Below are 25,204 nucleotides of genomic sequence, written 5' to 3' on the forward strand. Positions count from 1 at the left end.
AGAAGCCCCCGACGACGCCACGAACTCCCGCAACCGCGCCGCCTGCCCCCGCAGACCCGCCACCGACCGACCCGAAAGCACCCACGGCACCACACCGCCACCGGCCACCACACCCGCCGGACCGCCCTCGCCATCACCATCAGCTACGGGGGGCTCCTCCACGGGAGCCTGCTCCACGACCACGTGCGCGTTCGTCCCGCCCATGCCGAACGACGACACTCCGGCCAGCAGCGGAACGTCAGGACGCGGCCAGGAGGAGAGCTCCGTGTTGACCCGCAGACGCCACTCCTCCAGCGGGATGGCGGGGTTGGGAGTCTCGAAGTTGAGGCTCGCGGGCAGCTCGCCCGCCTCGACGGACAGCAGGACCTTGATCAGGCCCACGATGCCCGCGGCGCCCTCCAGGTGACCCACGTTCGTCTTGACCGAGCCGACCCGCAGCGGTGCGTCCGCCGGGCGCGTGGAACCGAGGACGGAGGCGAGCGCCGACGCCTCGATGGGGTCGCCGACAGCGGTGCCCGTGCCGTGGAGTTCGACGTACTGGATGTCGTCGGGGCGGACGTCCGCCGCGGCGTACGCGCGGCGCAGCACCTCTTCCTGGGCCTGCCGGCTCGGCGTGGTGAGACTGTCGCCGCCGCCGTCGTTGTTGACGGCGCTGCCGCGCAGTACGCCGTGGATGTGGTCGCCGTCCCGCAGCGCCCGGTCCAGGGGCTTGAGGAGGACGAAGCCACCGCCCTCACCGCGTACGTAGCCGTTGGCACGGGCGTCGAAGGTGTAGCAGCGGCCGTCGGGCGAGAGCCCGCCGAAGCGGGAGACGGTCAGGGTGCCGTCGAAGGTGAGGTTCAGGTTCACGCCGCCGGCGAGGGCGATGTCGCACTCCCCGGAGCGGAGGCTCTGGCACGCCATGTGGACGGCGACGAGGGAGGAGGACTGACCCGAATCGACGGTCAGGCTGGGGCCGTTCACGCCGAGGAGGTAGGAGAGCCGGTTGGCGATCATGCTGCGTTGCAGACCGGCGAGCGTGTGGTGGGAGACGGCCGCGGAGCTGCGCTGCCGGGTGAGGGTGGCGTAGTCGTCGCTCATGGCCCCGACGAAGACACCGGCGCGCTGGTCCGTCAGGCGCTCGGGGGTGACGCCGCCGTTCTCGAGGAGCTCCCAGCCGAGTTCGAGCGCGAGGCGCTGCTGGGGGTCCATGGCCGCGGCCTCGCGCGGCGAGATGCCGAAGAAGTCGGCGTCGAACTCGTCGACGCGTTCCAGGAAGCCACCTTGTTCCGATGTCAACTGCTGCGCGTCGTTCGGATGATGTCGAGGCCACCGCCCGTGCGGTAGCGGACTGATCGCGTCGACCCCGTCGCGAAGAAGCCGTCGTAACTCCGCCACCGAATCAGCCCCTGGCAGGCGACAGGACAGTCCGATTACCGCGATCCGTTTGCCTTCATCGCCGTGCCGTGCCGATCGAGCAGCTCCCAACAAAGCCAACCCCCGCTGGTTGTTTTTCAGATAGGCCAACAGTGCCCCGCCGACTTCCAACAACCGTTGACCAGCTCACAGGAAAGGCCAGGAGCGAGGTTGCGAGTCTCTGCTGCACGCGAAAATAGGGCAGGTTGAATGCGGATTCGACAATGTCACATACTCATCCGGATGACAATGTGACGCGAATCACATAAATGATCTCGGTAAAGCGTTCGAGAGGGGAGCCAATAAGGCAAAAGGGGCGCCTCGGTCAATATCTCGACACCCTCCTTACGGGCTGCAGGTACCGAAGCCGCACAGATGGATCAACGGTTGACAGTTCACGCCGGGAGGCGTTGGACTAGCCCGAGCCCCAGCCAGGAAGCACGAGAACGAGCACGCCGGCTACACCGAGGACGACACCGCTCGAAGGTGCGCCGATGACGACCATCCATCTCGCGGGGCTTCACCGACCCGTTCGCCGACCATGCCAGGGGATGAGAAGCGACCGATGACGCACGCCCCGCCACGCAGCGCTGACGCTTTGACCAGGCCTGGAAACGACTCGGCCGCCGACATCGCTCGGTCCATGCAGAACGACTCCGCCGTCACGACCATGCGCGACTTCCATGCCTGGTTCACCGCGTACGGCGAAGCGCACCAGTCGAAGGTTCGTCGCATCCCGTTCACGGAACTGAAAGGTTGGCGCTTCGAGAGACCGACCGGGGATCTCGTTCACGACAGTGGCCGATTCTTTTCGGTACGAGGCCTGCGAGTACACAACCCCACGAGTCCGGTGTCCGACTGGGACCAACCGGTCATCGATCAGGCCGAAGTCGGCTTACTGGGCATTCTGGTCAAAAAATTCGACGGTGTACCGCACTGTCTGATGCAGGCGAAGATGGAGCCCGGTAATTGCAACAGGATCCAGCTCTCGCCCACCGTGCAGGCGACCCGCAGTAACTACACCAGAGTGCACGGCGGCCGCCCGGTTCCCTATCTCGATTACTTCCGTAATGCCTCACGGCACCGCGTACTGGCCGATGTGCTTCAGTCCGAACAGGGTTCCTGGTTCTACCGGAAACGCAATCGGAACATCGTCGTGGAGACCGCCGAGAATGTGGAACCGCTGGACGGCTTCCACTGGCTGTCCGTCGGACAGTTACACGCGTTGCTGGCATCGGACGACCTCGTGAACATGGACACGCGCACGGTCATGTCATGCCTCCCGTTCGCACGGGACGTCTCGTCACCCGCCCTCCGTCGCCCAAGCGGCGATCGGGGATCCCTCTATCCGGTCGAAGGTGAGACCTTCCTCTCCGCGCTGGCCAGATCGCTGGATCCCAGGCACGGCACGATGCACTCCTTCGGCAGCGTGCACAGTTGGTTCACCAACGCCCGGGCGGAGTTCCGGGGCAGGGCGACTCCGACGGACCTCAACTCTCTTCGAGGCTGGCACCGCACCGCGGAACGGATCTCACACGAATCCGGCCTGTTCTTCGACGTGATGGCCGTGGACGTGCGGACCGGCAGCCGCGAGATCGGCGGCTGGACCCAGCCGATGATCGAAGCGCGCGGCCAGGGTGTCACGGCCTTTCTGGTCCAACGGATCGACGGCGTGCTGCACGCCCTCGTCCAAGTCAAGCACGAACCCGGCTTCATGGACGCCGTTGAGCTCGCGCCCACCGTGCAGTGCACCCCGGAGAACTACACCGTGCTGCCGGCCGAGGCCGCTCCCCCGTTCCTGCACGAGGTGCTGAGCGCCCCCGCCGAGGCCATCCGGTTCGACACCGTGCTCTCCGAGGAGGGCGGCCGGTTCTTCCACACCCGCAGCCGCTACATGATCGTTGAAGTTCCCCCTGGGCGCGAGCTTCGAGAACCGGACTCGTTCCGCTGGTTGTCTGCCCATCAGCTGTCCAGGTTCGTCCAGCACAGCAACTACTTGAACATCCAGGCCAGAAGTCTCCTTGCCTGCCTGCACAGTCTGTTGTGCCAGATCAGAGGAGTTCGAACGTGAGCACCTCCACTCCATCGGGTCCACCGCTGAGGGTCGGCGTGCTCGGCGCGTCCTCGGTCGCCGTGCGGCGCATGCTGCCCGCGCTGCGCGAAGTACCGGACACCGTCGTCACCGCCATCGCCAGCCGGGAGCGGGAAAAGGCGGAGCGGATCGCCGCCGACGTCGGCTGCGAGGCCGTGCACGGCTACGAGCGGCTCCTCGAGCGGCACGACATCGACGCGGTCTACGTCTCGGTCCCCAACTCCCGGCACTACACCTGGGCGAACGCCGCGCTCGAAGCGGGCAAGCACGTCCTGTCCGAGAAGCCGCTGACCACGGGGTCGGCAGACACCGGGGCGCTGGCCCGGGTCGCGGTGGAGCGCGGTCTCGTGCTGCGCGAGAACCTCGCCTTCGTCCACCACGGGCTCCACCGACGCGTGGCCGAGCTGGTCGCGCAGGGCCGTCTCGGCGAACTCCGGCACGTCGACGCGGCGTTCTGCTTCCCGCCGCTGCCCGCGCACGACGTCCGCTACCGCCCCGAGCTCGGCGGCGGCGCCCTGCTGGACGCCGGCATCTACCCCGTGCGGCTCGCACAGTACTTCCTCGGCGACGACCTCACCGTCGCCGGCGCCGTGCTGCACGACGACCCGGCCCTGGGCGTCGACGTCGCGGGCAGCGCGGTGCTCGCGGCCTCCGCGGGGCAGATCGCGACGGTCAACTTCGGCTTCGTGCACACCTACGGCTCGCGCTACACCCTCTGGGGCAGCCAGGCGCGTCTGACCGTGGACCGCGCCTTCACCCCGCCTGCGACCATGGCGCCCGTCGTACGCATCGAGGAGCAGGACCACGCCGAGGAGCTCGTGCTGCCCGCCGAACACCAGTTCGCCGGGTCGGTCACCGCGTTCGCCGCCGCGGTGCGCGAGACCGCGGCCACCGGCGTCGACTCCGGCCACGCGGCCTGGGCCGCGACCACCGTGCGGACGGCGGAACTCCTCGACGACATCCACAGGTCGGCGGTCCGCGTCACCGCGGCGGAGGGCTCCTGATGGAAATCATCGGCAGGGGATTCATCGCCCGCAACATGGCGGCCGTCGAGGACCGCCACCCGGGCGTCACGGTGCTGGCCGCCGGCGTTTCGAGCACCTGGACGAACGCGGATGCGGAGTTCGAGCGCGAGGCGGCGCTGGTGGAGGAGGTCAGCCGGAAGTGCCGCGCCGAAGGCCGGCTCATGGTGTTCCTCTCCAGCGCCTCCCACGCGCTGTACGGCACCGGGAACGAGCCGATGGCCGAGGACACCGAGGTGCGGCCGACCTCGCCCTACGGCATCCAGCGGCTGCGCCTGGAAAACATCGTCACCGGGTCCGGAGCGGCCTGGCTCGTGCTGCGGGTGAGCCACGCGACGGGCCGCTGGCAGCGCCCGCACCAGCTGCTGCCCTCCTTCGTCCAGCAGGTGCGCGACGGCAGCGTGCAGCTGTACAAGGGCGCGCACCGTGATCTGGTGGACGTGGCCGACCTGGTCCGGGCCGTCGACGGTCTTCTTGGACGGGGCGTCGACAACGAAGTGATCAACGTGGCCTCGGGAACGCCCCTGCCCGTGAGGACCATCGTCCACGGCATCGAGAAGCGTCTGGGCCTCTTCGCGCGGCACGAGATCGTCGACGTGCCCTTCAGTCTGACCCGCGTGTCGGTCGACAAGCTCTGCGCACTGCTGCCCGAGCTGCGGTCGGTGACCGACGCCGACTACCTGGACCGCATGCTCGACCGCTACGTCCCCTGTTACTGAGCAGCACTCGAAGCGAACCGCAACACCACATGAAGCCATAGCCGAACCACGGCGCGCGGGCGACTCCCCTCAACCGTCCCTTTCGTACGGAGGACTCATGCACGTTTCGCTCGTTGTCACCGGATCACGGGGTGACGTCCAGCCGTTCATCGCGCTGGGCAGAACCCTGACGGCCCGCGGACACTCGGTGATCCTCGCCACCCATGGTGACTTCGAGAAGCTGGTGCGCGAGTCCGGCCTCGACTTCGCCGAACTCCCGGGCAGCCCGCGGGATTTCATCGCGCACCCGGCGCTCGCCGAGGCCCTCCAGCAGGGCGCCTCGCTCTTCCGCGCGGCACGCAAGGTCCCGCGGCAGACGCAGGAGCACATCCGCCTGCTCGCCTCCCGCATAGCGGAGGTGTGCGAGGGGGCCGACCTGGTGGTCAACAGCGTACTGAGCCGCATCCTGTTCGAGGACAACGGCAAGGCCCCCTGGGCCTCGCTGACCTGGTGGCCGCTGAACCCCACCAGTCAGTGGCCGGCCATGATGGCTCCCCAGAACAAGATGGGCCCGCTCTACAACCGTCTGACGCACCGCGCGGCGGGGCTCCTGGACTGGGTCTCCATCCGCGGCTACCGCAAAGACGCGAACATGTCGCCGCTGCCGTTCGGCGCGCCCTACCGCGAACTGGGGCGTGACGTGCCGTTGTTGTGTCCGGTCACTCGCGAGATGTTCACCGAGCCCGCCGACTGGCCCGCCCTTTCGCGGTTCACCGGCTACTGGTTCTGGGACCGCGAGTGGAGCCCGTCGGACGCCCTGGTCGACTTCGTGGAGCACGGGGACGCCCCGGTGACGCTGTCGTTCGGCAGCATCTGGCCGGTGCACCAGCCGGACAGGACGCTGCGCAAGGTCCTCGGCGTCGTCCGGTCGTACGGCAAGCGCCTGGTGCTGGTGGGCGGCGGCCCCGAAGAGGTGCCCGACGACGTGTTCCGCGTCGAGGACGTGCACTACCCCTGGCTGTTCCCTCGGTCGTCGGCGATCATCCACCACGGCGGCTGCAACACCACGGGGGAGGCGCTGCGTTCGGGAACGCCCCAGATCGTCGTGCCGACCTTCGCCGACAGCCCCTTCTGGGCGGCGCAGGTGCACCGGCTCGGGGTGTCCCCGCAGCCCATCCCGTTCTCGAAGTTCACCGCCGAACTCCTCGACGAGGCGCTCGGCAAGGCCCTGAACGACGAGGGCATGGCCCGGCGGGCGGCGAGCGTCGGCGAGGCCGTACGCGCCGAGAGCGGCACCGAGACGGCCGTCGACATCCTGGAGGACTGGGTGAAGCGCTGGCCCGGCCCGAAGTCGGCTAGTGCCCGTGCGTGACAGGCGATCCGGACCGCCCCACAGAGACGCTAACGAAGGGGCAAACACAGCCATGACAGACACAACGGATCTTTCCACTCCTTCCGTACGCCGTTTCCATCCCTCCGACGCGGGCGTCCGCCTGGTGTGCTTCCCTCACGCGGGCGGCGCCGCCAGCTACTTCTTCCCGGTCTCGCGACAGCTCTCGCAGGTGGCCGACGTGCTGGCGATCCAGTACCCGGGTCGACAGGAGAGGCGGAGGGAACCGTTCATCGGCAGCGTGACCGATCTGGCCGACGTGCTGGTGGAGGAGTTACGGCTGTGGGCCGACCGTCCACTGGCGTTGTTCGGCCACAGCATGGGTGCACTGGTGGCGTTCGAGGTCGCCCGTCGGCTGGAGCACGAAGGCATCCGGCCGGCCTCGTTCTTCGCCTCCGGGCGCGCCGCCCCCTCGTACTCGCGGGACGAAGGAGTGCATCGGCGTAGCGACGAAGACTTGATTGCCAAGGTGAAGGAACTGGGCGGAACCGCCGGCAGCCTTCTGGACGATCCTGACGTCATGGACATGCTGCTGCCCGTCATCCGCAACGACTACCGAGCCGTGGAGACCTACCGCCTGTCCCCGGGGCCACCGCTGGCCTGCCCGTTGGTGGCGTTGACCGGGGACGTGGACCCTCAGGTCTCACTGGAAGAGGCGCAGGCGTGGCGGACGTTCACCACCGGGAAGTTCGACCTGTACACGTACTCCGGCGGGCACTTCTTCCTTGATGCACATGCCGCTTCGGTGTTGGGGACGATTCGCACTGCGCTTGCTTCGGTTCAACGGTTCTAGGTTCACCTGAACCAACTCCTGTCGATCACCCAGCGGCGCAGGACCCCGGCGAACTGGAGCACTAGGGCGTTTCTGACGGATCTCCGTGGAAGAAGGAGCGGCGTTCGGTGCGTGCGCTGGGGGTGCCCCCTCTGGGGGAGTGCGGCGAGTGGGGGTCCCCCCTGCTCGAAGAGCTTGGGGGAGCGTGCCGGGCGTCGCGACGCCGCGGAGATCCGACGAACGCGGAAGGGCATTGGCTAGTGTCCGGGACACTCCCGCGACGGCTTCAACCAGGATCCACCTCGCAGCCGACTGATGGTGCCGGCCACTCGCCCTCCTCCTGGCCCCCGGACATCACGGAGACGGCCCCAGCTACGGCCCGTCCTGCCAGAAGCGTGGGAGGGCTTCCGCCCCTGCCCCTGCGAAACCAATAGTCGGGACGACAGGATTTGAACCTGCGACCCCTTGACCCCCAGTCAAGTGCGCTACCAAGCTGCGCCACGTCCCGATGCGTTTCCCGCGGTGTTCCTGCGTGATCACGCAAACAGCACTTTACCCCACGTCGCCCGCTGTCCCGAAGCCCGGTTCGGACGGGTGCGCGAGAGAATCGGTGCATGAGCGGGACGACGCGGCGTGGACAGGACCAGGGACGGGACCGGGACGAGGAGGGGCGGGCGCGCAACGCCCGGCCGCGGGACGGGCTCGGCCGCCCGCTGCCGTACGGCGAGCCGGGCGTGGACCGGCAGCCGGAGGGAGTGGTGCGCGCGCCGGAGGAGACCGTGGCCGAGGCGCAGGCGCTGCTCGACGCGGGCCGGCCGTTCCACGCGCACGAGGTGTTCGAGGACGCGTGGAAGGCGGGGCCGGACGCGGAGCGCGGCCTGTGGCGGGGGCTCGCCCAGCTCGCGGTGGGCCTCACGCACGCGGCACGCGGCAACGTGACGGGCGGGGCGCGGCTGCTGCGGCGCGGTGCCGGGGCCGTGGAGGAGTGGGCGGCCGGGACCGGTACGCCCCGCCCGTACGGCATCGGCCTCGCGGAGCTCGCCGGCTGGGCGCGAGGGCTGGCCGACCTCGTGGAGCGCGAGCGGACTCCGGTGGACGCCCGCGCGCTGGCACCGCGGCTGCGCGGCACGGGACCCGTCTGAGGCGTCCGCCCGCGAGCGCGGGGTGACGCGGTGCGGGCACTGCCGGTGGCGTACGGCAGACTCGGGGCGTGCGAACGATTCATGTCATCGGCATCGGGGCGGGCGACCCCGACCAGCTGACCCTGCAGGCTGTCAAGGCGCTGAGGCGCACCGACGTGTTCTTCATCCTGGACAAGGGCGAGGTGAAGTCCGACCTCGTCCGGCTGCGCCGCGACATCCTGGACGCGCACGTGCCGCAGGGCTCGTACCGGCTGGTCGAGGCGCGCGATCCCGAGCGCGACCGGTCCGCCGGGGGCACCGCCTACTCCCCCGCCGTCGGCGACTGGCGCACCGCCCGCGCGGACATCTACGAGCGGCTCGTCGCCGAGGAACTGGGCGAGGACGAGAGCGGCGCGTTCCTGGTGTGGGGGGACCCCGCGCTGTACGACAGCACGCTCGGCGTCCTGGAGGAGGTCCTCCGGCGCGGGACGGTGACCTTCGCGTACGACGTCGTGCCGGGCATCAGCAGCGTCTCCGCGCTGGTGGCCCGGCACCGCACGGGGCTGAACCGGGTGGCGCGGCCGGTGCAGATCACCACGGGGCGCCGGCTGGCGGAGGGGTTCCCCGAGGGCGTCGACGACGTGGTCGTGATGCTCGACGCCCACCAGGCCTTCCGGCAGTACGCGGACTCCGGCGAGGACATCGACATCTACTGGGGCGCGTACATCGGCACCCCCGACGAGATCCTCGACTCCGGGCCCCTCGCCGAGGCCGCCCCGCGCATCGAGCGCCTGCGCGCCGAGGCCCGCGAGCGCAAGGGCTGGATCATGGACACGTACCTGCTCCGCAGGAAGCCCGGGGGCGACACGGGCTGAGCCCCGGGGCGAGGCGGGCTGAGGGTCCGAGTCCCGTCCCCGGTCGGAGCGCCCCCGCATGCGCACGGGGCCGCCCGGTGTGAGGGTGAGCCTGTGACGACCACCCGGAACGCGCCGCCGCAGGGAGCCCAGCCGCCCGTGCTCGACGTACGGCGCCGCAACATCGTCTTCGCGACGATCGTGCTGGGCATCCTGCTCGCGGCGCTCGACCAGACCATCGTCGGCACGGCGCTGCCCACGATCGTGTCCGAGCTGGGCGGCGCCGAGCACATGTCGTGGGTGGTCACCTCGTACCTGCTGGCCGAGACGGTCGCGACGGTGCTGGTGGGCAAGTTCGGCGACCTCTTCGGCCGCAAGGTCGTCTTCCAGGTGTCGGCGGTCGTCTTCATCACCGGGTCGTTCCTGTGCGGTCTCGCCACCGACATGACCCTGCTGATCGCGTGGCGGGCCGTGCAGGGCATCGGCGCGGGCGGGCTGATGGTCACCTCCATGGCGCTGATCGCGGACGTGATCCCGCTGCGGGAGCGCGGCAAGTACCAGGGCGCGATCGGCGCGGTCTTCGGTGTGTCGACGGTGGTCGGGCCGCTGCTGGGCGGACTGTTCACCGACCACCTGACCTGGCGCTGGGCGTTCTACGTCAACGTCCCCATCGCGATCGTCGTGATCGCCGCAGCGGCCCGCACGATCCCCTCGGTGAGGTCGGCGGCCCGGCCGGTCATCGACTACCTGGGCATCGCCCTCGTCGCGATCGGCTCCAGCGCGCTGATCCTGGCGACGAGCTGGGGCGGCAACCAGTACGCGTGGGGTTCCGGCGTCATCATCGGCCTGTTCGCGGCCGGGCTCGTCGCGCTGGCGCTGTTCTGCCTGGTGGAGACTCGCGCGGCCGAGCCGATGCTGCCCATGCGGCTGTTCCGCAACCCGGTCTTCACGGTGTGCTCGGTACTCAGCTTCATCGTCGGTTTCGCGATGCTCGGCGCGCTGACGTACCTGCCGAGCTACCTCCAGTACGTCGACGGTGACTCGGCCACGGTCTCCGGGGTGCGGACGCTGCCCATGGTCGTCGGGCTGCTGATCGCGTCGGTCTTCAGCGGCAACGTGGTCAGCAAGACGGGCCGGTACCGGATCTTCCCGATCGTGGGTTCCGTGATCATGGGGATCGGCCTGTACCTGCTGTCCCGCATGGGCCCGGACACCGGCGCCTGGCTGGAGTCCCTGTTCATGTTCGTGCTCGGCATCGGCATCGGGCTGTCCATGCAGGTGCTGGTCATCGCCGTGCAGAACACCGTCGACTACGCCGAGCTGGGCACGGCGACCTCCGGCGTCACCTTCTTCCGTACGCTGGGCAGCGCCTTCGGCACAGCCGTGTTCGGCACCATCTACGCCAACTCCCTCACGCCCAACCTCCAGGAGGGCGTCGCGGCGGCGGCCCGCACGGGCGCCGCCGACCCCGCCACCGTCGGCCGGGCCGCGATGAGCCCGGAGGGCCTGCACGGGCTGCCGGCCGCGGCGGCGCGGCCGGTGATCGAGGCGTACGCCGACACGCTGCACACCGTCTTCCTGTGGACCGTGCCGGTCGCGGCGCTCGGTTTCCTGGTGGCCCTGTTCCTCAAGCAGGTGCCGCTCAGGGACACCGCGCGGGCGAGCTCCGCCGACATGGGCGAGGGGTTCGCGCAGCCTCGCACGAGCGACTCCCGGCAGCTGCTCGAGGCCGCCGTCGTGCGCGTCATGGGCGGGGTGGGCCCCGTCGTCGTCCGCCGTGTCGTCCGGGAGTCGGGCACCGGACTCGACATGGCGGGCGCCTGGGTGGTCACACAGGTCGACCTCTTCACGCGGATGGTGGGCCACGCCAACCTCAACCTCATCGCCGCCAGCCGGAACGTGCCGCCCGAGGTGCTGGAACCGGCCTTCGACCGGCTGGTCGCGGCGGGCTGTCTCAGCCGCCACGGGTCCCTCTTCTCGCTCACCCCGGCCGGAACGCGCGAGGCCCAGGTGATCAGCGGGGCGTGGGCCCAGTGGCTGGGCGCGTGCCTGGAGGGCGACTACGGCCGCCCCGGCGGCGCGGAGCTGCGGGCCGCGGTGGACGCCATCGCCAAGCGGCTGCTCGCGGAGGACCTGGCGAACGGGGTGCCCGCGCGCGCGAGGGAACTGGCCGGCGGCATGGCGGTCTGAGTGTCCGAGCGGCGGCACGGCGGTCTGGGCGGCCGCCCCCGCCGGGATGTGTCCAGCGGCTCTCAGCCCAGCAGGAGCTGCAGCCCGCCCAGCACCGTGGCCGCGATCACCAGCCGCTCGAACAGCCGCTGGTCGATCCGGTCCACCGCCCACCTGCCGACGAGCGCGCCCGGCAGCACGAACAGCACGAGGGCGGCGTCGATCAGCAGCGAGTGCCCGTCGATCAGGCCGAGCCCGACGCTGAAGGGCACCTTGGAGACGTTGACGATCAGGAAGAAGAAGGCCGACGTACCCAGGAAGCCCAGCTTCCGGAAGCCCGCCGAGAGCAGGTACAGGGACATCACGGGCCCGCCGGCGTTGGCGACCATCGTCGTGAAGCCCCCCAGCACCCCGTACGAGCGGGCCTTGACCCGGCCGGTCCGGGTGGCCACCTCGTCGGGCTCCGCCTCCCGCTCGGCGACGCGGCGCCGCCACACCGTGACCGCCGCCATCATCAGAAGGATCGCGCCGATCGAGATCCGCATGACGCCGTCGTCGGCCCACAGCAGGAACACCGTGCCGAGGACGACGCCCGCGGCGACGGCCGGGAAGAGCCGCCACAGGGTGGGCCAGTGGGCGTGCCGCCGGTAGGTGAGCACGGCGAGCACGTCGCCGACGATGAGGATCGGCAGCAGCACACCGGTGGAGGCCCGGGCGGGCAGGACCGCCGCGAAGATCGCGAGGCTGACCGTGTTGGCCCCGCTGACGGCCGTCTTGGAGAAGCCGACGAGGAACGCCGCGAGGGCGAGCGCGGCGAACTGGGCTGGGGACAGGTGCCCCAGAGTCATCGTGTCCATGCGGACACCGATGGTATGCCCACGCGGGTCGCGTGGGCCGGGCGCCCGTGCCCCGGGCCCCCGGGCGTGACGGGACCGCACACCGCCCCGACCGTGGGGTTCGCCATGCGGAAGGCGTGTTTCCCTGCGGAAGGGCGGGGCACCCGCGCCTCCATGGAGTGGTTGCGGCACGCGGCCTGCGTGGGAGCGGATCCCGATCTGTTCTTCCCCGTGGGCACCTCGGGACCGGCGGTGCGGGACACCGCCGCCGCCAAACGCATCTGCGCGGACTGCCCGGTGATCGGCCAGTGCCTGGAGTGGGCGCTCGGCAGCGGCCGGACGTCCGGCGTGTGGGGCGGCCTCTCGGAGGACGAACGCGCCGCACTGCTCCGTACCGCCGGGGACGTGAATGAGCCCCGGCCCGAAGTGATGAGGAGCAGCACACCATGACCGAAGTGACGAGCACCCTCCCGGAACCCGCCCGCGGGAAGACCGGGGAGGCCCTGCAGGACACGCTGGTCGATCTGCTGGGGCTCTCGCTCGTCGGGAAGCAGGCCCACTGGAACATCGTGGGGCCGAGGTTCCGTTCGATCCACCTGCAGCTCGACGAGATCGTGTCCGCGGCTCGTGAGTTCTCCGACACCGTGGCCGAGCGCGCGGCGGCGATCGGCGTCCCGCCGGACGGCCGTCCGGAGACCATCGCGGCCCGGTTCGCCCTGCCCGGCACGAAGGACGGCTGGCTGCGGGACACCGAGGTCGTCTCGCTGCTGGTGGAGACACTGGAGGCGGCGATCGGCCGGCTGCGCGAGCGCATCGCCGTCACCGAGGAGACCGACCCGGTCACCCAGGACCTGCTGATCGCGATCACGGCCGAGCTGGAGAAGCAGCGCTGGATGTTCCAGGCCGAGGACTACCCGCGCGACAACTGACCGGCCGGAGCACGTGCGGACCGCACGCGGACCGCACGTGCACTTGCACGAAAGGGGCACCCCATGGCCGACGCCCTTGAACTCGAAGCCCTGTGGAACGACTTCCACCGCGTGGTGAACATGCCCTCGCCGGAACTGGCGGACTGGCTGCGGATGCACGACGCGGGCGAGAACGTCGAGCCGCTGCCCGACCGGGCGGGCGGGGCCACCGGCCGGCACGTGTTGGCCATCCTGCAGAAGCGGCGCACGGACCTCACCGACGACGACGTCGACACGATGCGTCACGTCGTGGACGAGATCCTGTCGCAGGTGGACCTGGCGAACGAGCCGGAGCCCGAGGACGCGCACGACACGCTCCGGCGCCACCACCTGATGTCGCTGGGCCACGACCCGCTGAAGGCGCCGCGGACGTAACGGCGCGGGTTACGAGGAAGGCGGAGCTCCCCGCGGGGAGCTCCGCCTTCCGTGCGTGTGCCGGCCGTCAGCCGACCGGCAGCCGCGAGGTGGAGGAACCCTCCGCGGCGCCCCGGGTGCGCAGGCGCCCGCGGCGGTGGGCGAACCAGCCCGCCGCCGTGAGCAGCGCGGCCACCGAGGCCAGGGTCAGGACGGTGGTGCCGGTGGCGGCGAGGCTGCCGCCGGTCGTGCCCGCGACCGTGGTGCCGCCCGTCCCGCCGACGCCGCCGGTACTTCCGGTGCCGCCCGTGGAGCCCGGTCCGCCGGACGTGCCGCCGGTGCCGTCGGTACCGCCCGTGCCGCCGGTCGTGTCACCGCCGCCCGTGCCCCCGTCACCGCCGTCGGTGTCGTCGGTGTCGTCGGTGTCCACGGGATCCTGGCCGACGAAGCTCACCGGCACCTTGACGTCCTGCGAACGGTCGCCGGACAGCGTGTGGTCGGCGCGGGTGGCGAGCACGCACGTCGCCTCGAAGCAGTCGGTGAACTCGTCGCGGGCGTCGACGGTCAGCTCGGCCTCGAAGGTGCCGCCCTTGCCGTACGGGACCGCGAGGTCCTGCCCGTAGTCGGGCGGGTTCGAGGAGATCCAGGCGGAGCTGTGCGAGCCGCCGCTCATGTCCACGCCGCCGATGCACGGGGTGGGCAGTTCGCCCTCGCCGTTGTCGACGCAGAGGGCGACGTAGACGCCCTTGTCCTCGTCGTAGCCACGGCCGGTGATCTTCAGCTTCTGCTCCTCGGTGGCGAGGTCGTTGACCGGGGTGACGGTGAGCTCCTGGCCCTCCGGGCCGGTGACCGTCCTGGTGCCCGAGGGCTCCGCGGGCTCGTCGCCGTCACCGCCGCCGTTGCCGCCGCCACCGCCGTTACCGCCGTCGTCGCCGCTCTCGGTGACCGTGAGGGTGACCGGGGCGGTACGGGTGGTGCCGGCGGCGTTGGAGAACTGGGCACGGTACTGGTAGCCGTCCTGGGCGGCCCGCGCGGTGAAGGAGTACGCGTTGGCCGTGGCTCCCGCGCCCTCGATGTCCTTCCAGGTCTGGGCGCCGTCCGTGCTGACCTGCCAGCGCACGGTGGGCTCCGGCGCGCCCTCGGCCGCCGCCACGAAGGAGACCTGGTCGCCCGGGGCCACCGACTGGTCGGCGGGGGCCTGGACGACCTTCGGGGACATCCGCCGGTCCCACTTGGTGATCTTGCTCTCGGCCGGGCTGGTGACGTAGACGGTGGCACCGCCCGGGGCGACCGCGAGACGTGCCTCGCCCAGCTGGGCGTGGTTGTTCGGCAGCACGGCCGGCTCGGCGGCCTCCTCGTACGTCTTCGTGTCGTACACGGTCAGCGAACCGTTGTTGTCCCCGCCGCTGCCGGCGTAGCCGCTGTCCTGCCGGAGCACGTAGACGCTGTCCCCGTCGAACGCGATGTCCGCCGCGCGGTCCACGCCCTCGATGGTGGTCAGGAGCTTCGCGTCCTTGTCGTAGACCTGGACGGAGGTGCCGGTGCCCACCCACACGTTGCCGGTGGCCGGGTCGGGCTCGACGGAGTACACGAGGTCGGCGGGCAGGTCCGCCGTGGCGGTGACGGTGAGGGAGCCGGTGTCGACGCGGCGCAGTTGCCCGCCGTTCGCACCCGCGGACCACGCGGCCCCGTTCGCGGTGTCCACGCCGAGCTCGGAGCCGCCCTCCAGGGTGACGGTGCGCTCGACGGTGCCCGTGGCGACCTCGATCTCCGAGAGCGCGGCGCCCTGCGCGACGAGGATCGTGCCGGCCCCGGTGCCCGGACCGGCGCCGGTGATCGTCGAGCCCGCCGGCCAGAAGCCCTGGGCGACCTGGTCGCCGTCCTTGGCGGTGCCGATGCCGCGCAGCGCGTACTGGAAGACGACGCCGTCGCCCGCGAGCGGGGTGATCACCTGGTTGACCGTGCGGCCGGCCATGACGCCGGTCGAGCTGGGTGCCTGGCTGATGTGGCTGCGGACCGTGCCGTTCCCGGCGTCGAGGACGTACAGGCCCTGCTCGTTGACGTCCGCGGTGTCGGGGTTGTTGTCGGAGCCGACGTACAGCCTGCCGGAGTCGGGGTGGAGCAGGACGTCGCGCGGCTTGCCCGCGTCCGTGAACTCGGCCGACGAGCGGTAGCTGACGGTGCCGGCGGGCACGTCCACGCCGTCACCGCCGTCGTCGCCGCCCCCGCCGCCGTTGTCCTGGCCCTCGAAGGTGACGGGGATCCGGACGTCCTGGGAGCGGTCGCCGCCGCCGCGGTGGTCGACGCGGGTGACGACGGAGCAGGCGACCTCCAGGCAGTTCAGGCCGTCGCCCCGGGCCGTGATCTCCAGCTCGACGTCGAAGGTGCCGCCGTCGCCGTACGCGGTCGCGTAGCCGCCCTCGTACGTGTCCCCCTCCGGCACGATCCACTTGGACGCGCCGCCGCTCCCGGTCAGGTCGGCGCCGCCGAGGCAGGGGCTCGGCACCCGGTTGTCACCGTTGTCCTTGCAGAAGGCGACGTAGATGCCCTTGCTCTGGTCGTAGCCCGCGCCGGTGACCTTGAGCGTCTCGCCCTCGGGGTCGAGGTTCGCGGAGGCGGACACGGTCAGCTCCTGGCCGCTCTTGCCGAGCACCGTCCTCGGCGTGTCGGCGGCGCTGGCCGCGGTGCCCAGCGCGACGGAGGCGGTGACCAGCGCGGCCGCGCCGAGGAGTGCGGCGGGGCGTCCGGAACGCCGTCCGGCCGCGCGGCCCGGGGCCGTCGATGCTTCTGCCATGGGGAGGGGTCCTCACTTGGTACGGGCGCGCGGTGGCACGGCGCGCCCGGTACGCCGAGGGCCGGGCCCCCGCACGCGGGGCCCGGCCTGACGGGTGGTTACTGGAAGGTGATCGGGGCGTGGACGTCGTACTTGCGGTCGTTGGTGTCCAGGTGATCGGCGCGGGTGACGACGGCGCACTCGACGTCCTCGCCGCAGACCGAACCGTCGTCGAGGGTCGCCTTGACGAAGACCTGCACGCTGAAGGTGCCGCCCGAGCCGAACTTCGAGGTGTTGGCGAAGGTGCCGCCGAAGGTGTTGTTGATCCAGTGCGAGGCGCCGGTCGAACCGGACTCGTCCTGGCCGCCCAGGCAGGGAGTGGGCTTGGCGGCGCCCTGCGCCCCGTCGACCGCGCACAGGCCGACGTAGACGCCCTGGCTCGTGTTGTAGCCGCTGCCGGAGACGGTGATGACCTGACCGGCCGCGGCGGCCGCGTCGGGCGCGGTCAGCGACAGGTTGTAGGTGACGCCCGCGTCGGTGACCGTGCGGGTGGAGGTCGCGGCGGAGGCCGACGAGGCGAGGCCCAGGGTGAGGGCGGCGGAGGCGGCGACGGCGAGGCCGGCCCGGACGGTGGTACGGGCGGAGGGCAGAACGCTCATGATGCGCGGAACACCTTTCTGAGGTTCGGTGACGGGCCCGGTGAGGCCCACCCGAGTTAGGTAAGGCATACCTAAATACGCCCCTCGGTGAATTGTCAACGTCCCGCAAAGTCCGCTGCATGGCCGGTGACTCGGGAGAACGAGTCGGGACGCGGCCGCCCGCGGGCACGCCTGGGAGCGGGCCGGCGAACGGCCCGCTCCTGGTGTGCGACTCCCGTCGCGCGGTAACGGCACGGCGCGGATCAGCCGCGCCGTACGGTGAACTCCACGGTCGCCGACCGGCCGCCGGACACGGCGTCCAGCTTCACCGCGTGGCCGCCCTCGACGGCCGTGGCGTACACCGGGAACGCCTGCGAGACCCGTCCGGACGCGTCGGCCACCGCGTCGAACCGGGTGTCGCCGTCGATCGCGACGAGCACCACCTCGCCCGGCGCGAACCCGGCCCCGTTGACCAGTTGTTCGCCGCCGAGGGTGACGGACGGGTGGGCCACGGAGGCGGAGGGGGCGGACTCGTCCTCCGCCTCGGCCGCATCGCCCGGCGGGCTCGGGAGCGGCGGCCCGGACGGGACCGCTCCGGAAGCCTGCTCCGGTTCCGTGCCCCGTTCCTCTGCCGGCTCCGGCTCCGGAGCGCTCGGTGACGCGGACGGCGGCCTCCCGCCCTCCGCCGCCGGGATGCCCACGGTCACGTCCAGCGGGGCGAGTGCGCCGCCTTCGTCGTACTCCTGCCCGGTCCAGGAGCCGAACAGCTCGGCGCCCTCCGCGGTCAGGGCGGCGCGCAGGCCCGCCCAGGTCGCCCCGGCGCTCCGCAGGACCGGCGCGGAGGCGCCCGGCGCCACGTCGGCGAGGGCGATCCGCCGCGTACGGTCCGCCAGCTCCGCCCGCGCGTACAGCGTCCCGGAGCCGCCGTCCAGGCGCAGCCGCAGCTCGTCCAGGACGAGGTCGCCCCCTTCGGCGCCCGGCGCGGACAGCCGGAGGGCGCCCGCCAGTTCGACGTCCACGTCCCCGGCCGCGGGGGTCGCGCTGCCGCCGGTCACCGGCAGCCAGCCGCGGCCGCCCGGCGCATCGACGGCGGGTCGCTCGGCGCGCACCGTCACGTCGACGGCGTCGCCGCCCACGGCCGACCAGCTCGCATAACCTCCCGACACCTCGTGCGGGGCCCGTGCCCCGTCCGCCGCCTGCGCCGGCACCTGGCACAGGAGCGTGACGAGCACTCCTCCCGCGAGTGCGGCGACCGGTCTCTTCCTCATGTGGCCCCCTGCCGTAGGATGCGCGATCGGTTCGACCGGCGCGTGACCTGCTGTCACTTCGCTTCCGTGCTGCCCGCGGCGGGCGCCTCGCGGCGCCGCCGCGCCCACAGCCAGCCCGCACCGCCGACCACGACCAGTCCCGCGGCGGCGAGGCCGACGGGGAGCGCCGTCCCGGCTCCGGTGCTGGCGAGCGGGCCGCTCGGGCCGTCGTCGTCGGTAGTGTCCGTGCCGTCGGCCACGACCGACCCGGCGCTCGCGCTCGCGGTCGCCGACGGCCCGGTGGTGCCGGCCTCCGGACCGGCGTCGGAGCCGGCCCCGGAGTCGTCGCCGAAGGTCACCGGGACGCGCACGGTCTGGCTCTGGTCGCCGCCGCGCGTGTGGTCGTTGCGGGTGATCACCGCGCAGGTGACGCCGGACTTGGTGCAGTCGGTGTTGGCGTCCTTGGCACGCACCTTCACCTGGACCGAGAAGGAACCGTTCTTCCCGCTCCCCTCATAGGGCTCGGCCAGCCCCTCCCCGTACGACGGCGGGTCGGAGGAGACCCACACCGACGCCCCGGACTCACCGGACATGTCCACCCCGCCGACGCACGGGGTCGGGGTCCTGCCCGCCCCGTTGTCCACGCAGAACGCGACGTAGATGCCCTTCTCGGTGTTGTAGCCGGAGCCCGTCACGGTCACCGTCTCGCCCGCCTCGGCCAGGCCGGACGTCTTCGACACGGTGAGTTTCTGGCCCTCCGGGCCGGTTGCCGAGGCTCCGGCGGCCGTCGCTCCGGGCGACGCCGTCAGGACCAGGGCGCTCGCGAGGGCGAACGCCGCCGGGCCGGTCCGTCGTGCCCGTACGCCACTTCTGTGCATCGGAGTTCAGCACCCCCACGGTAGGAAACTGAGGTAAGGCTAACCTAAAGTATCCCGTGTCATGATCGGACCGCGAGAGGGAGCCCCCGGAGCGATGCGCAGCCCAGGAAGAACCCGACCACCCCACGTCCGCAAGGGCGTTGCCGCTCTGCTCCTCGGTCTGGCCGTGCTCCTCACCGGTTGCGGGGGCGGCGACGCCACCGGGAACGGAACGGGCGGCGGCTCCGCGACGGGGTCCGCGCCGGCCGACGCGAGCGCCCGTGCCGCCGCGGCGCGCGAGCAGCTCGACCGGAACACGATCGTCCCGCTGGAGGGCGCGGCGCCCACTCCGGAACTGCCCGTCACGGTCGACTCCTCCGACGGCCGGAAGGTCACCGTCGAGGACGCCTCGCGCATCCTGCCGCTCAACGGCGGGGTCGCGGAGATCGTGTTCACGCTCGGGCTCGGCGACCGCGTGGTCGGCCGCGACGTCACGGCCACGTTCGAGGAGGCCAAGAAGCTCCCGCTGGTGACGAAGGCCCACGACGTGAGCGCGGAGAGCGTGCTCTCGCTGGAGCCCACGGTGGTCCTCGCCGACACCGACACCGGCCCCGACGAGGCCATCGACCAGATCCGCGACGCCGGCGTCCCGGTGGTCGTCCTGGACCCGGCGACGGAACTGGCCGACGTGTCCACCCGTACGACCCGTATCGCCGAGGCGCTCGGCGTCCCCGCGGCCGGCGAGGCCCTCGACGAGCGCATCAGCGACGAACTCGCCGCGGCCCGGGCGGGCGTGCCCGAGGGCAGCCGGCCCAAGGTCGCCTTCCTCTACCTGCGGGGCAGCGCGGCCGTCTACCTGATCGGTGGCGCGGGCTCCGGCGCGGACTCCCTCGTCGAGGCCGCGGGCGCGGTGGACGCGGGCAAGGAGTCGGGCCTGGACAAGCCCTTCACCCCCATCACCAGCGAGGCGTTGGTCAAGGCGGAGCCGGACGTCATCCTGATGATGACCAAGGGACTCGAGTCCGTGAACGGTGTGGACGGGCTCCTCGAGGTCCCCGGCATCGCCCAGACCCCGGCCGGCCTGGACCGCCGCGTGGTGGACCTGGAGGACGGGGTGCTCCTCGGCTTCGGCCCGCGCACCCCGCTGGTCATCGACATCCTGGTGGACCGCATCCACGCGACGTGACGGCCGTGACGGCGCCCCGGAGCGGCACAGGTGACCTGGACCGATGTGCAGGAAAACCGGGCGCGCGGAAAGTACGATCATTCAATGTCTGACATGACCGAAACCACGCCCGGCTGGTTGAGTCCGGACGACCTCGAGATGGCGCGCGCCCACATGCCGATCCTGTACGTCGAGGCCGTCCCGGTGCGCGTCGACGACAGCGGCGAAGTCACCAGCGTCGGCCTGCTGCTGCGCATCGGCCCGGACGGAACGGTCAGCCGCACGCTGGTATCCGGCCGGGTGCTCCACCACGAGCGGGTCCGCGACGCCCTGTTGCGCCACCTGGAGAAGGACCTCGGCCCGGTGGCACTGCCGCACGTCCCGCCCTCACTCCAGCCGTTCACGGTCGCGGAGTACTTCCCGACCCTGGGCATCACCCCGTTCCACGACCCGCGCCAGCACGCGGTGGCCCTCGCCTACATCGTCCCGGTCACCGGTGACTGCCGGCCCCGGCAGGACGCCCTGGACCTGGTCTGGTTCAGTCCGCAGGAGGCCGCCTCCGCCATGGTCCAGAACGAGATGCCGGGTGGTCAGGGCGTCGTCCTGAAGCAGGCGCTGGCCCACGTCGGCTGCCTGTCCTGACCTGACTTTCCGGTCTCCGCCCACCTGTTGTCCCGCCCCGGACGGGCGCGTGCGTCCCCTCGGCGCCCGCGCCCGTCCGGGCTTCCTCCCCTCCTGGCCGGCCGTGCGGTCGGGCTCAGCGCACCGGCTCGGGTGTCCGCGCGGGCGCGTACACCACCCAGTCCACGAGGTGCCCGGCCGCCGCTCCGGCGGCCTCCCCCGCTCCCCGGTAGCGAACGCCGTACCCGCGCGCCAGCGCGTCCACGTCCAGGTGCGTGCCGAACGCGGGCAACTCCGCCAGTCGGCGCGCGTACGCCCACAGGCGCGGATGACCGGCGACGCGGCGCACCGCGGCCGCGTCCAGCAGCCCGGCGTGCACGACGTCCAGCCGCACGAGGGTCACCCAGAGCCGCACGTCGGCGGTGGTCGGCCGGTCCCCGAGCACGAACTCCCGCCCGGCGAGCCGGTCCTCCAGCTCGCCGAGGGCGTCCAGCAGTCCGTCCAGGGCGGCCCCGCGCTCGACCGGGCCGGTGCCGGGCTCCCCCGCCTGCCGCGCGGCCGCGAGGACGTCCTCGCAGCGCCGGCCGACGGCCCGCACCTCCTCGTCGGCACCGTACGGGTGCAGGTCGTGGCTCCGTCCGCCGAACCGCCGGGCCAGGTCCCGCAGGATGTCGGGGGCGTGCGTGCTGACGATCCGTCCGGTCCAGCCGTCGCTGAGCACGGGCGCCACGGTGGGCCCGGTGTGCTGGTGCCAGCTGGCCTCGTACAGCGGGCGCAGCGCCAGGTGTCCCCCGTCGGGTGCGTCCGGTTCGGCGGGCAGCCAGGTCACCGGGAGGGTGTCCGCGAGGCCCAGCAGACCGTGCGTGACCGCGATCTCCAGACAGTCCGGACAGGACGGCGAGAGGTACAGCCGGTACCGGTGTGGCACGGCGTAGTAGCCGCTGCGCGCGTCGCCCCCGATCCTGCTGCGGAAGGACGGCACGGCGGGCAGGGCGGTCGGGGATATGGCGTACATACGTCTCCCTGGGAGGACTCGGGTACGGGCACGGGGACGACAGCTGCGACGGCGGCGGGGGCCATGACGACGGCGAGAACAGGCGCCCCGGGCGCCGGAGAGGACGGACGGTGGTCCAGGGAGTGAGATGTCCCGGTCGGGAACGAGCGGGCGGGGGCCCGGTCTCAGTCACCCGCCGTGGCGAGGCGGCCGCCGCGTGGGAATGGCGCCGCGCTGCAGACGCGCAGGAGGTCGATGTGGCGCCGGGAGGTCAGCAGGAGCCGCGGCCGGCCTGCGCGGACCGCGTCGCCGACGCCCACCCCCGGACTCCGCATGCTTTCCCTACCGTTTCACTAGGGTTCCCGTCCTGGAGTGTCGGTCCCCGCTCCCGCCGGCGTCAAGGGCGCTCCTCCGCTGGCGACCGCGGTGTCTCACATACCGGTACGCCGTTCCGCGCGCGGGCTGCGCGGGGTCACACCGCGACGACGAGTTTCCCCCGGTTGGCCGCCCTGTTCCGGTACAGGCCCTCGTACGCCCGCGGGATGTTGTCGAAGCCGTGGACGACCGTCTCGTCGTACCGGATCTCGCCGCGCCGGACCATGCCGCCGAGCTGGTCGTGGAGGGCGGTGAAGTCCTCGTCGGTGTACCAGTCCTGGGCGTAGATGCCGCGGATCGTGGCGCGCGGGCGCATGATGTGCTCCAGCAGGCGCGGGCCGTAGTGGTCGCCCCCGACCGTGGAGTTCCACTGCCACGACACCGCCACCTGGCTGTACCGGTTGAGCAGGGTGAAGACCGCGTCGGTGATGCCGCCGCCCATGTTGTCGAAGTACTTGTCGACGCCGTCCGGCGCGGCCGCCCGCAGGGCCGGGAGCAGCGTGTCGGCACTGTCGCCCTGCCGGTGCACGAGCACCTCGTCGAAGCCCAGCTCGGTGAGGTACGCGGTCTTCTCCGGGGTGCCGGTGGTGCCGACCGTACGGGCCCCGGCGCGCTTGGCCAGCTGGCCGACCAGGGAGCCGATGGCGCCCGTCGCACCGCTGATCACGACCGTGTCGCCGGGCTCCACCGTGAAGAAGCTGTTCATCGTCCCCCAGGCGGTCAGCCCGGGAACGCCCAGGACGCCCAGGGCCGTCGTGAGGGGCAGCGCCCGGTCGTAGTGGGCCGGATCCAGCTTGCGGAAGGGGGAGACGTCGAAGTCGAAGAAGCCCGTGTGCCATACGTAGGGCCTGCCGTCGCTGATGACGTGACTGCGCCAGCCGCCGAAGCCCTCCACGAGGTCACCGGGGAGGAAGGCGGCGTCCGGCCCGGACTCGAGCACCTCCATGACCGACATCCCGGGGGCGTGCCCGCCCAGGGGGGTCACGCGGGTGAGCCCGTTCAGGAAGGGATCGACCGAGACGTACCGCGTCCTGAGCAGCATCTCGTCGCCCTTCAGGCGGACCTGGACCTCCTCGGTGACCTTCTCGTAGACCCGGCTGACGTCGGGAACCCCGTCGGCGTGCTCGCGCACCACCCAGGTGTCGATCCTCATGTGCGTTCCTCTCCCTGTTCGCTGTCCGTGCGATGTCCTCGGACCCGGATGACGGTGTGTGTCGGCGGCGGCGCGCTGTCGTCGACGTGGGCGGTGAACTCCCGGCCGTCGTCGCGGCAGACGAACTGCACGACCTGGCGCCCCGCGGCAGCCGCCCGGATGAGCCCGCCGGTGGTGGCCCACATGCCGGAGAGGTAGAAGTCGCGCAGCCCGGGGAGGGCCGGACCGTGCTTCTTGACCTGCTCCTCCATGACCTCGCCGCTCTCCACGAAGGGCTGCCAGCCGAGGACCGTCCCGTCGTGGTTGCCCGTGTAGCGGACCTGGGTGAGCGGGGTCGCCAGGTCGCGCACCACGATCGCGTCCCTCAGCCCGGGGAACCGCTCGTCCAGGAAGGTCACCAGGGTGTCCCGCACCCGGTGCTTGGCCGCGTAGTACGCGCGCTCGTGCCGCAGCGGGCGGGTGTGCACGGTCTCCCCCCGGTACCGGCGGGCCTGCTGTTCGGGCCGGCCGGCGTTCAGCGCGCGCCAGGGGGCGATGTCGGCGAAGTAGGTGGCGTACACGACGGTGGTGGCCTCGGGGGACAGCTCCGGGAAGTGCGTGCTGCGGAACTGCACGTTGATGCTGGGGTGGCGGATGCCCGTGAGCCGCGCCGCCGTCTCCTCGTCCAGCAGGTGGGTGGTGCACGGTTCCCCCCGTGGGAAGGGCCGGCCGAGGCCGAGGAAGAGCATGACGTAGCCGGGGAAGACCATGCCCGGTTCCTCGATGGTGCGCGTCCAGAGCCTGCGGTACTCCTCGTCGAGGTAGCGGCCGCCCAGGAGTTCGAGCACCGTCGTCGGGCCGTCGCAGGCCGAGACCACGATGTCGGAGCGGAACTCCCGCCCGTCGGTGAGCCGCACCCCGGCCGCGCGGTCGTCCTCGACCAGCACTTCCTCGACCTTGGCGTTGTAGGTGACCTCGCCCCCGAGCCGCCGGTAGCGCCGTTCGATCGACCGCGCCAGCTCGAGCGAACCGCCCTCGGGCACACCGGCGGACAGGTTCGCGTGCGAGGCGAGCTGGAACCAGAACGGCAGGACGGGGAAGTTGGGGTGCTTCTCGTACAGGATGTGGTTGAACGCCTCGCGCAGCAGCGGGTCCGTGAAGCGCGCCGAGTACTCCGTCATCAGCACCGCCATCGACCGGCGGATGACGTTCGCGTAGGGCAGGAAGGAGGCCAGCACCCGCCAGCGTTCGAAGCGTCCCATCAGGCCCATCGGCTTGAGGAAGGGGTAGACGGCCAGACACCTGCGGAACCGGCGCAGCCCGGCGCAGAAGTCGCGGATCGGTCGCGCGTCGGCGGGCGAGAGGTCCAGCAGGTGCCGCTCCAGCAGGTCCGGGTCGGAGTAGAAGTACACCGCCCGGCCGTCGCGGCCGCGCACCACGTTGAAGACGTCGAAATGCCGCATCTCCTTCCCCTGCAGCGCGCCGAGTTCCAGCCAGATCTGGTGCATCTCGTTGCCGGGGCCGCAGCCGAGCAGCCAGCTGATGCAGCAGTCGAACGTGAAGTCACCCCGGTCCCAGCCGGTGCAGCAGCCGCCGGGGATCTCGTGCATCTCGAAGAGGTGCGTCCGGTACCCGTTCATCCGCGCGTAGCAGCCGGTCGACAGCCCACCGAGACCGCCACCGATGACGATCATGGAGTTCCGGTCCCGCCGTCCCCGGGCCGTGGCCCGC

At 71.6% G+C, this 25,204-nt stretch carries 22 protein-coding genes and 1 tRNA gene; 13 read left to right on the forward strand and 10 right to left on the reverse strand.

All coding sequences use genetic code 11. The features are described from left to right. Nucleotides 1-1,530 (reverse strand): type I polyketide synthase (locus tag UW392_RS52665; RefSeq protein ID WP_414497557.1); only part of this gene is annotated, 1,530 nt, incomplete at its 3' end. Nucleotides 1,531-2,038: 508 nt separating this feature from the next. Here UW392_RS52665 and UW392_RS52670 point away from each other — a divergent pair. The 5 genes from UW392_RS52670 to UW392_RS52690 all read left to right on the forward strand — a co-directional run bounded on the left by UW392_RS52670 (nt 2,039) and on the right by UW392_RS52690 (nt 7,390). After that, nucleotides 2,039-3,466 carry an NDP-hexose 2,3-dehydratase family protein gene (locus tag UW392_RS52670; RefSeq protein WP_320782571.1) on the forward strand — a complete coding sequence of 476 codons (1,428 nt, stop codon included), beginning with the start codon at nt 2,039-2,041 and terminating at the stop codon, nt 3,464-3,466. After that, complete coding sequence (locus UW392_RS52675) at nt 3,463-4,491, forward strand: Gfo/Idh/MocA family oxidoreductase (protein ID WP_320782572.1); 1,029 nt, start codon at nt 3,463-3,465, stop codon at nt 4,489-4,491. Before UW392_RS52670 ends, UW392_RS52675 begins: the two co-directional genes overlap by 4 nt. Continuing rightward, the gene (locus tag UW392_RS52680; RefSeq protein ID WP_320782573.1) at nt 4,491-5,228 is read left to right on the forward strand and encodes an SDR family oxidoreductase; all 738 of its coding nucleotides are present in this window, start codon (nt 4,491-4,493) and stop codon (nt 5,226-5,228) included. The genes UW392_RS52675 and UW392_RS52680 overlap by 1 nt, the downstream gene beginning before the upstream one ends. A gap of 97 nt (nt 5,229-5,325) precedes the next feature. Next, nucleotides 5,326-6,579 carry a glycosyltransferase gene (locus tag UW392_RS52685; RefSeq protein WP_320782574.1) on the forward strand — a complete coding sequence of 418 codons (1,254 nt, stop codon included), beginning with the start codon at nt 5,326-5,328 and terminating at the stop codon, nt 6,577-6,579. A 52-nt stretch (nt 6,580-6,631) separates the two neighbouring features. Continuing rightward, entirely contained in the window at nt 6,632-7,390 is a 759-nt protein-coding gene (locus UW392_RS52690; RefSeq protein WP_320782575.1) for a thioesterase II family protein, read from the forward strand. Between the two features lie 413 nt (nt 7,391-7,803). Here UW392_RS52690 and UW392_RS52695 read toward each other — a convergent pair. After that, nucleotides 7,804-7,877 (reverse strand) — tRNA-Pro (locus UW392_RS52695). A gap of 106 nt (nt 7,878-7,983) precedes the next feature. Here UW392_RS52695 and UW392_RS52700 point away from each other — a divergent pair. The 3 genes from UW392_RS52700 (at nt 7,984) to UW392_RS52710 (ending at nt 11,534) form a co-directional block, all read left to right on the forward strand. Continuing rightward, entirely contained in the window at nt 7,984-8,511 is a 528-nt protein-coding gene (locus UW392_RS52700) for a DUF309 domain-containing protein (RefSeq protein WP_320782576.1), read from the forward strand. A gap of 68 nt (nt 8,512-8,579) precedes the next feature. Continuing rightward, complete coding sequence (gene cobF, locus UW392_RS52705) at nt 8,580-9,365, forward strand: precorrin-6A synthase (deacetylating) (RefSeq protein WP_320782577.1); 786 nt, start codon at nt 8,580-8,582, stop codon at nt 9,363-9,365. Between the two features lie 93 nt (nt 9,366-9,458). After that, nucleotides 9,459-11,534, forward strand: coding sequence for an MDR family MFS transporter (locus tag UW392_RS52710; protein ID WP_320782578.1), 2,076 nt, complete (start codon nt 9,459-9,461; stop codon nt 11,532-11,534). A gap of 62 nt (nt 11,535-11,596) precedes the next feature. Here UW392_RS52710 and UW392_RS52715 read toward each other — a convergent pair whose 3' ends face one another. Then, nucleotides 11,597-12,370: a sulfite exporter TauE/SafE family protein gene (locus UW392_RS52715; RefSeq protein ID WP_320782579.1), complete on the reverse strand. Its 774-nt coding sequence runs from the start codon at nt 12,368-12,370 to the stop codon at nt 11,597-11,599. A gap of 153 nt (nt 12,371-12,523) precedes the next feature. Between UW392_RS52715 and UW392_RS52720 the strand changes: the two genes are divergently transcribed. From UW392_RS52720 to UW392_RS52730, 3 genes are all read left to right on the forward strand, one after another. Next, nucleotides 12,524-12,799, forward strand: coding sequence for a WhiB family transcriptional regulator (locus UW392_RS52720; protein ID WP_320782580.1), 276 nt, complete (start codon nt 12,524-12,526; stop codon nt 12,797-12,799). Next, the gene (locus UW392_RS52725) at nt 12,796-13,278 is read left to right on the forward strand and encodes a DNA starvation/stationary phase protection protein (protein ID WP_320782581.1); all 483 of its coding nucleotides are present in this window, start codon (nt 12,796-12,798) and stop codon (nt 13,276-13,278) included. The genes UW392_RS52720 and UW392_RS52725 overlap by 4 nt, the downstream gene beginning before the upstream one ends. Before the next feature lie 63 nt (nt 13,279-13,341). After that, nucleotides 13,342-13,692, forward strand: a complete 351-nt coding sequence (locus tag UW392_RS52730) for a DUF3140 domain-containing protein (RefSeq protein WP_320782582.1) — start codon at nt 13,342-13,344, stop codon at nt 13,690-13,692. Between the two features lie 67 nt (nt 13,693-13,759). Here the strand turns inward: UW392_RS52730 and UW392_RS52735 are convergent, their stop codons facing one another. The 4 genes from UW392_RS52735 to UW392_RS52750 all read right to left on the reverse strand — a co-directional run bounded on the left by UW392_RS52735 (nt 13,760) and on the right by UW392_RS52750 (nt 19,207). After that, nucleotides 13,760-16,465: an immunoglobulin I-set domain protein gene (locus tag UW392_RS52735; protein ID WP_320782583.1), complete on the reverse strand. Its 2,706-nt coding sequence runs from the start codon at nt 16,463-16,465 to the stop codon at nt 13,760-13,762. A 98-nt stretch (nt 16,466-16,563) separates the two neighbouring features. Next, nucleotides 16,564-17,103 (reverse strand): hypothetical protein, encoded by a 540-nt coding sequence (locus tag UW392_RS52740; protein ID WP_320782584.1) that lies wholly within the window; start codon nt 17,101-17,103, stop codon nt 16,564-16,566. 242 nt (nt 17,104-17,345) lie between these two features. Then, nucleotides 17,346-18,350 carry an HtaA domain-containing protein gene (locus UW392_RS52745; protein WP_320782585.1) on the reverse strand — a complete coding sequence of 335 codons (1,005 nt, stop codon included), beginning with the start codon at nt 18,348-18,350 and terminating at the stop codon, nt 17,346-17,348. Between the two features lie 53 nt (nt 18,351-18,403). Then, nucleotides 18,404-19,207 (reverse strand): LPXTG cell wall anchor domain-containing protein, encoded by an 804-nt coding sequence (locus tag UW392_RS52750; RefSeq protein WP_320782586.1) that lies wholly within the window; start codon nt 19,205-19,207, stop codon nt 18,404-18,406. A 94-nt stretch (nt 19,208-19,301) separates the two neighbouring features. On the opposite strand from UW392_RS52750, the gene UW392_RS52755 reads away from it, so the two are divergent. Together UW392_RS52755 and UW392_RS52760 are read left to right on the forward strand one after the other, a co-directional pair. After that, nucleotides 19,302-20,372, forward strand: a complete 1,071-nt coding sequence (locus UW392_RS52755) for a heme/hemin ABC transporter substrate-binding protein (RefSeq protein ID WP_320782587.1) — start codon at nt 19,302-19,304, stop codon at nt 20,370-20,372. An 84-nt stretch (nt 20,373-20,456) separates the two neighbouring features. Further along, nucleotides 20,457-20,993 carry an NUDIX hydrolase family protein gene (locus UW392_RS52760; protein ID WP_320782588.1) on the forward strand — a complete coding sequence of 179 codons (537 nt, stop codon included), beginning with the start codon at nt 20,457-20,459 and terminating at the stop codon, nt 20,991-20,993. Between the two features lie 115 nt (nt 20,994-21,108). On the opposite strand, the gene UW392_RS52765 is transcribed toward UW392_RS52760, so the two are convergent. The 3 genes from UW392_RS52765 to UW392_RS52775 form a co-directional block, all read right to left on the reverse strand. Then, a complete protein-coding gene (locus UW392_RS52765) occupies nt 21,109-21,987 on the reverse strand; it encodes a glutathione S-transferase C-terminal domain-containing protein (protein ID WP_320782589.1) in 879 nt (292 codons plus the stop codon). A gap of 451 nt (nt 21,988-22,438) precedes the next feature. Further along, on the reverse strand, nt 22,439-23,494 hold the full coding sequence (locus UW392_RS52770; protein ID WP_320782590.1) for an NADP-dependent oxidoreductase: 1,056 nt from the start codon (nt 23,492-23,494) through the stop codon (nt 22,439-22,441). After that, complete coding sequence (locus UW392_RS52775) at nt 23,491-25,167, reverse strand: NAD(P)/FAD-dependent oxidoreductase (protein ID WP_320782591.1); 1,677 nt, start codon at nt 25,165-25,167, stop codon at nt 23,491-23,493. The genes UW392_RS52770 and UW392_RS52775 overlap by 4 nt, the downstream gene beginning before the upstream one ends. Nucleotides 25,168-25,204: the final 37 nt, after the last annotated feature.

The organism is Streptomyces sp. CRN 30 (assembly GCF_034105845.1).

Excerpts from the sequence above, each read along its gene's own strand:
- UW392_RS52670 (WP_320782571.1), top strand. The coding sequence starts at position 2,039 with ATGCAGAACGACTCCGCCGTCACGACCATGCGCGACTTCCATGCCTGG.
- UW392_RS52680 (WP_320782573.1), top strand. The coding sequence starts at position 4,491 with ATGGAAATCATCGGCAGGGGATTCATCGCCCGCAACATGGCGGCCGTC.
- UW392_RS52685 (WP_320782574.1), top strand. The coding sequence starts at position 5,326 with ATGCACGTTTCGCTCGTTGTCACCGGATCACGGGGTGACGTCCAGCCG.
- UW392_RS52690 (WP_320782575.1), top strand. The coding sequence starts at position 6,632 with ATGACAGACACAACGGATCTTTCCACTCCTTCCGTACGCCGTTTCCAT.
- UW392_RS52700 (WP_320782576.1), top strand. The coding sequence starts at position 7,984 with ATGAGCGGGACGACGCGGCGTGGACAGGACCAGGGACGGGACCGGGAC.
- UW392_RS52715 (WP_320782579.1), bottom strand. The coding sequence starts at position 12,370 with ATGGACACGATGACTCTGGGGCACCTGTCCCCAGCCCAGTTCGCCGCG.
- UW392_RS52720 (WP_320782580.1), top strand. The coding sequence starts at position 12,524 with ATGGAGTGGTTGCGGCACGCGGCCTGCGTGGGAGCGGATCCCGATCTG.
- UW392_RS52725 (WP_320782581.1), top strand. The coding sequence starts at position 12,796 with ATGACCGAAGTGACGAGCACCCTCCCGGAACCCGCCCGCGGGAAGACC.
- UW392_RS52730 (WP_320782582.1), top strand. The coding sequence starts at position 13,342 with ATGGCCGACGCCCTTGAACTCGAAGCCCTGTGGAACGACTTCCACCGC.
- UW392_RS52735 (WP_320782583.1), bottom strand. The coding sequence starts at position 16,465 with ATGGCAGAAGCATCGACGGCCCCGGGCCGCGCGGCCGGACGGCGTTCC.
- UW392_RS52740 (WP_320782584.1), bottom strand. The coding sequence starts at position 17,103 with ATGAGCGTTCTGCCCTCCGCCCGTACCACCGTCCGGGCCGGCCTCGCC.
- UW392_RS52745 (WP_320782585.1), bottom strand. The coding sequence starts at position 18,350 with ATGAGGAAGAGACCGGTCGCCGCACTCGCGGGAGGAGTGCTCGTCACG.
- UW392_RS52750 (WP_320782586.1), bottom strand. The coding sequence starts at position 19,207 with ATGCACAGAAGTGGCGTACGGGCACGACGGACCGGCCCGGCGGCGTTC.
- UW392_RS52755 (WP_320782587.1), top strand. The coding sequence starts at position 19,302 with ATGCGCAGCCCAGGAAGAACCCGACCACCCCACGTCCGCAAGGGCGTT.
- UW392_RS52760 (WP_320782588.1), top strand. The coding sequence starts at position 20,457 with ATGTCTGACATGACCGAAACCACGCCCGGCTGGTTGAGTCCGGACGAC.
- UW392_RS52765 (WP_320782589.1), bottom strand. The coding sequence starts at position 21,987 with ATGTACGCCATATCCCCGACCGCCCTGCCCGCCGTGCCGTCCTTCCGC.
- UW392_RS52770 (WP_320782590.1), bottom strand. The coding sequence starts at position 23,494 with ATGAGGATCGACACCTGGGTGGTGCGCGAGCACGCCGACGGGGTTCCC.
- UW392_RS52775 (WP_320782591.1), bottom strand. The coding sequence starts at position 25,167 with ATGATCGTCATCGGTGGCGGTCTCGGTGGGCTGTCGACCGGCTGCTAC.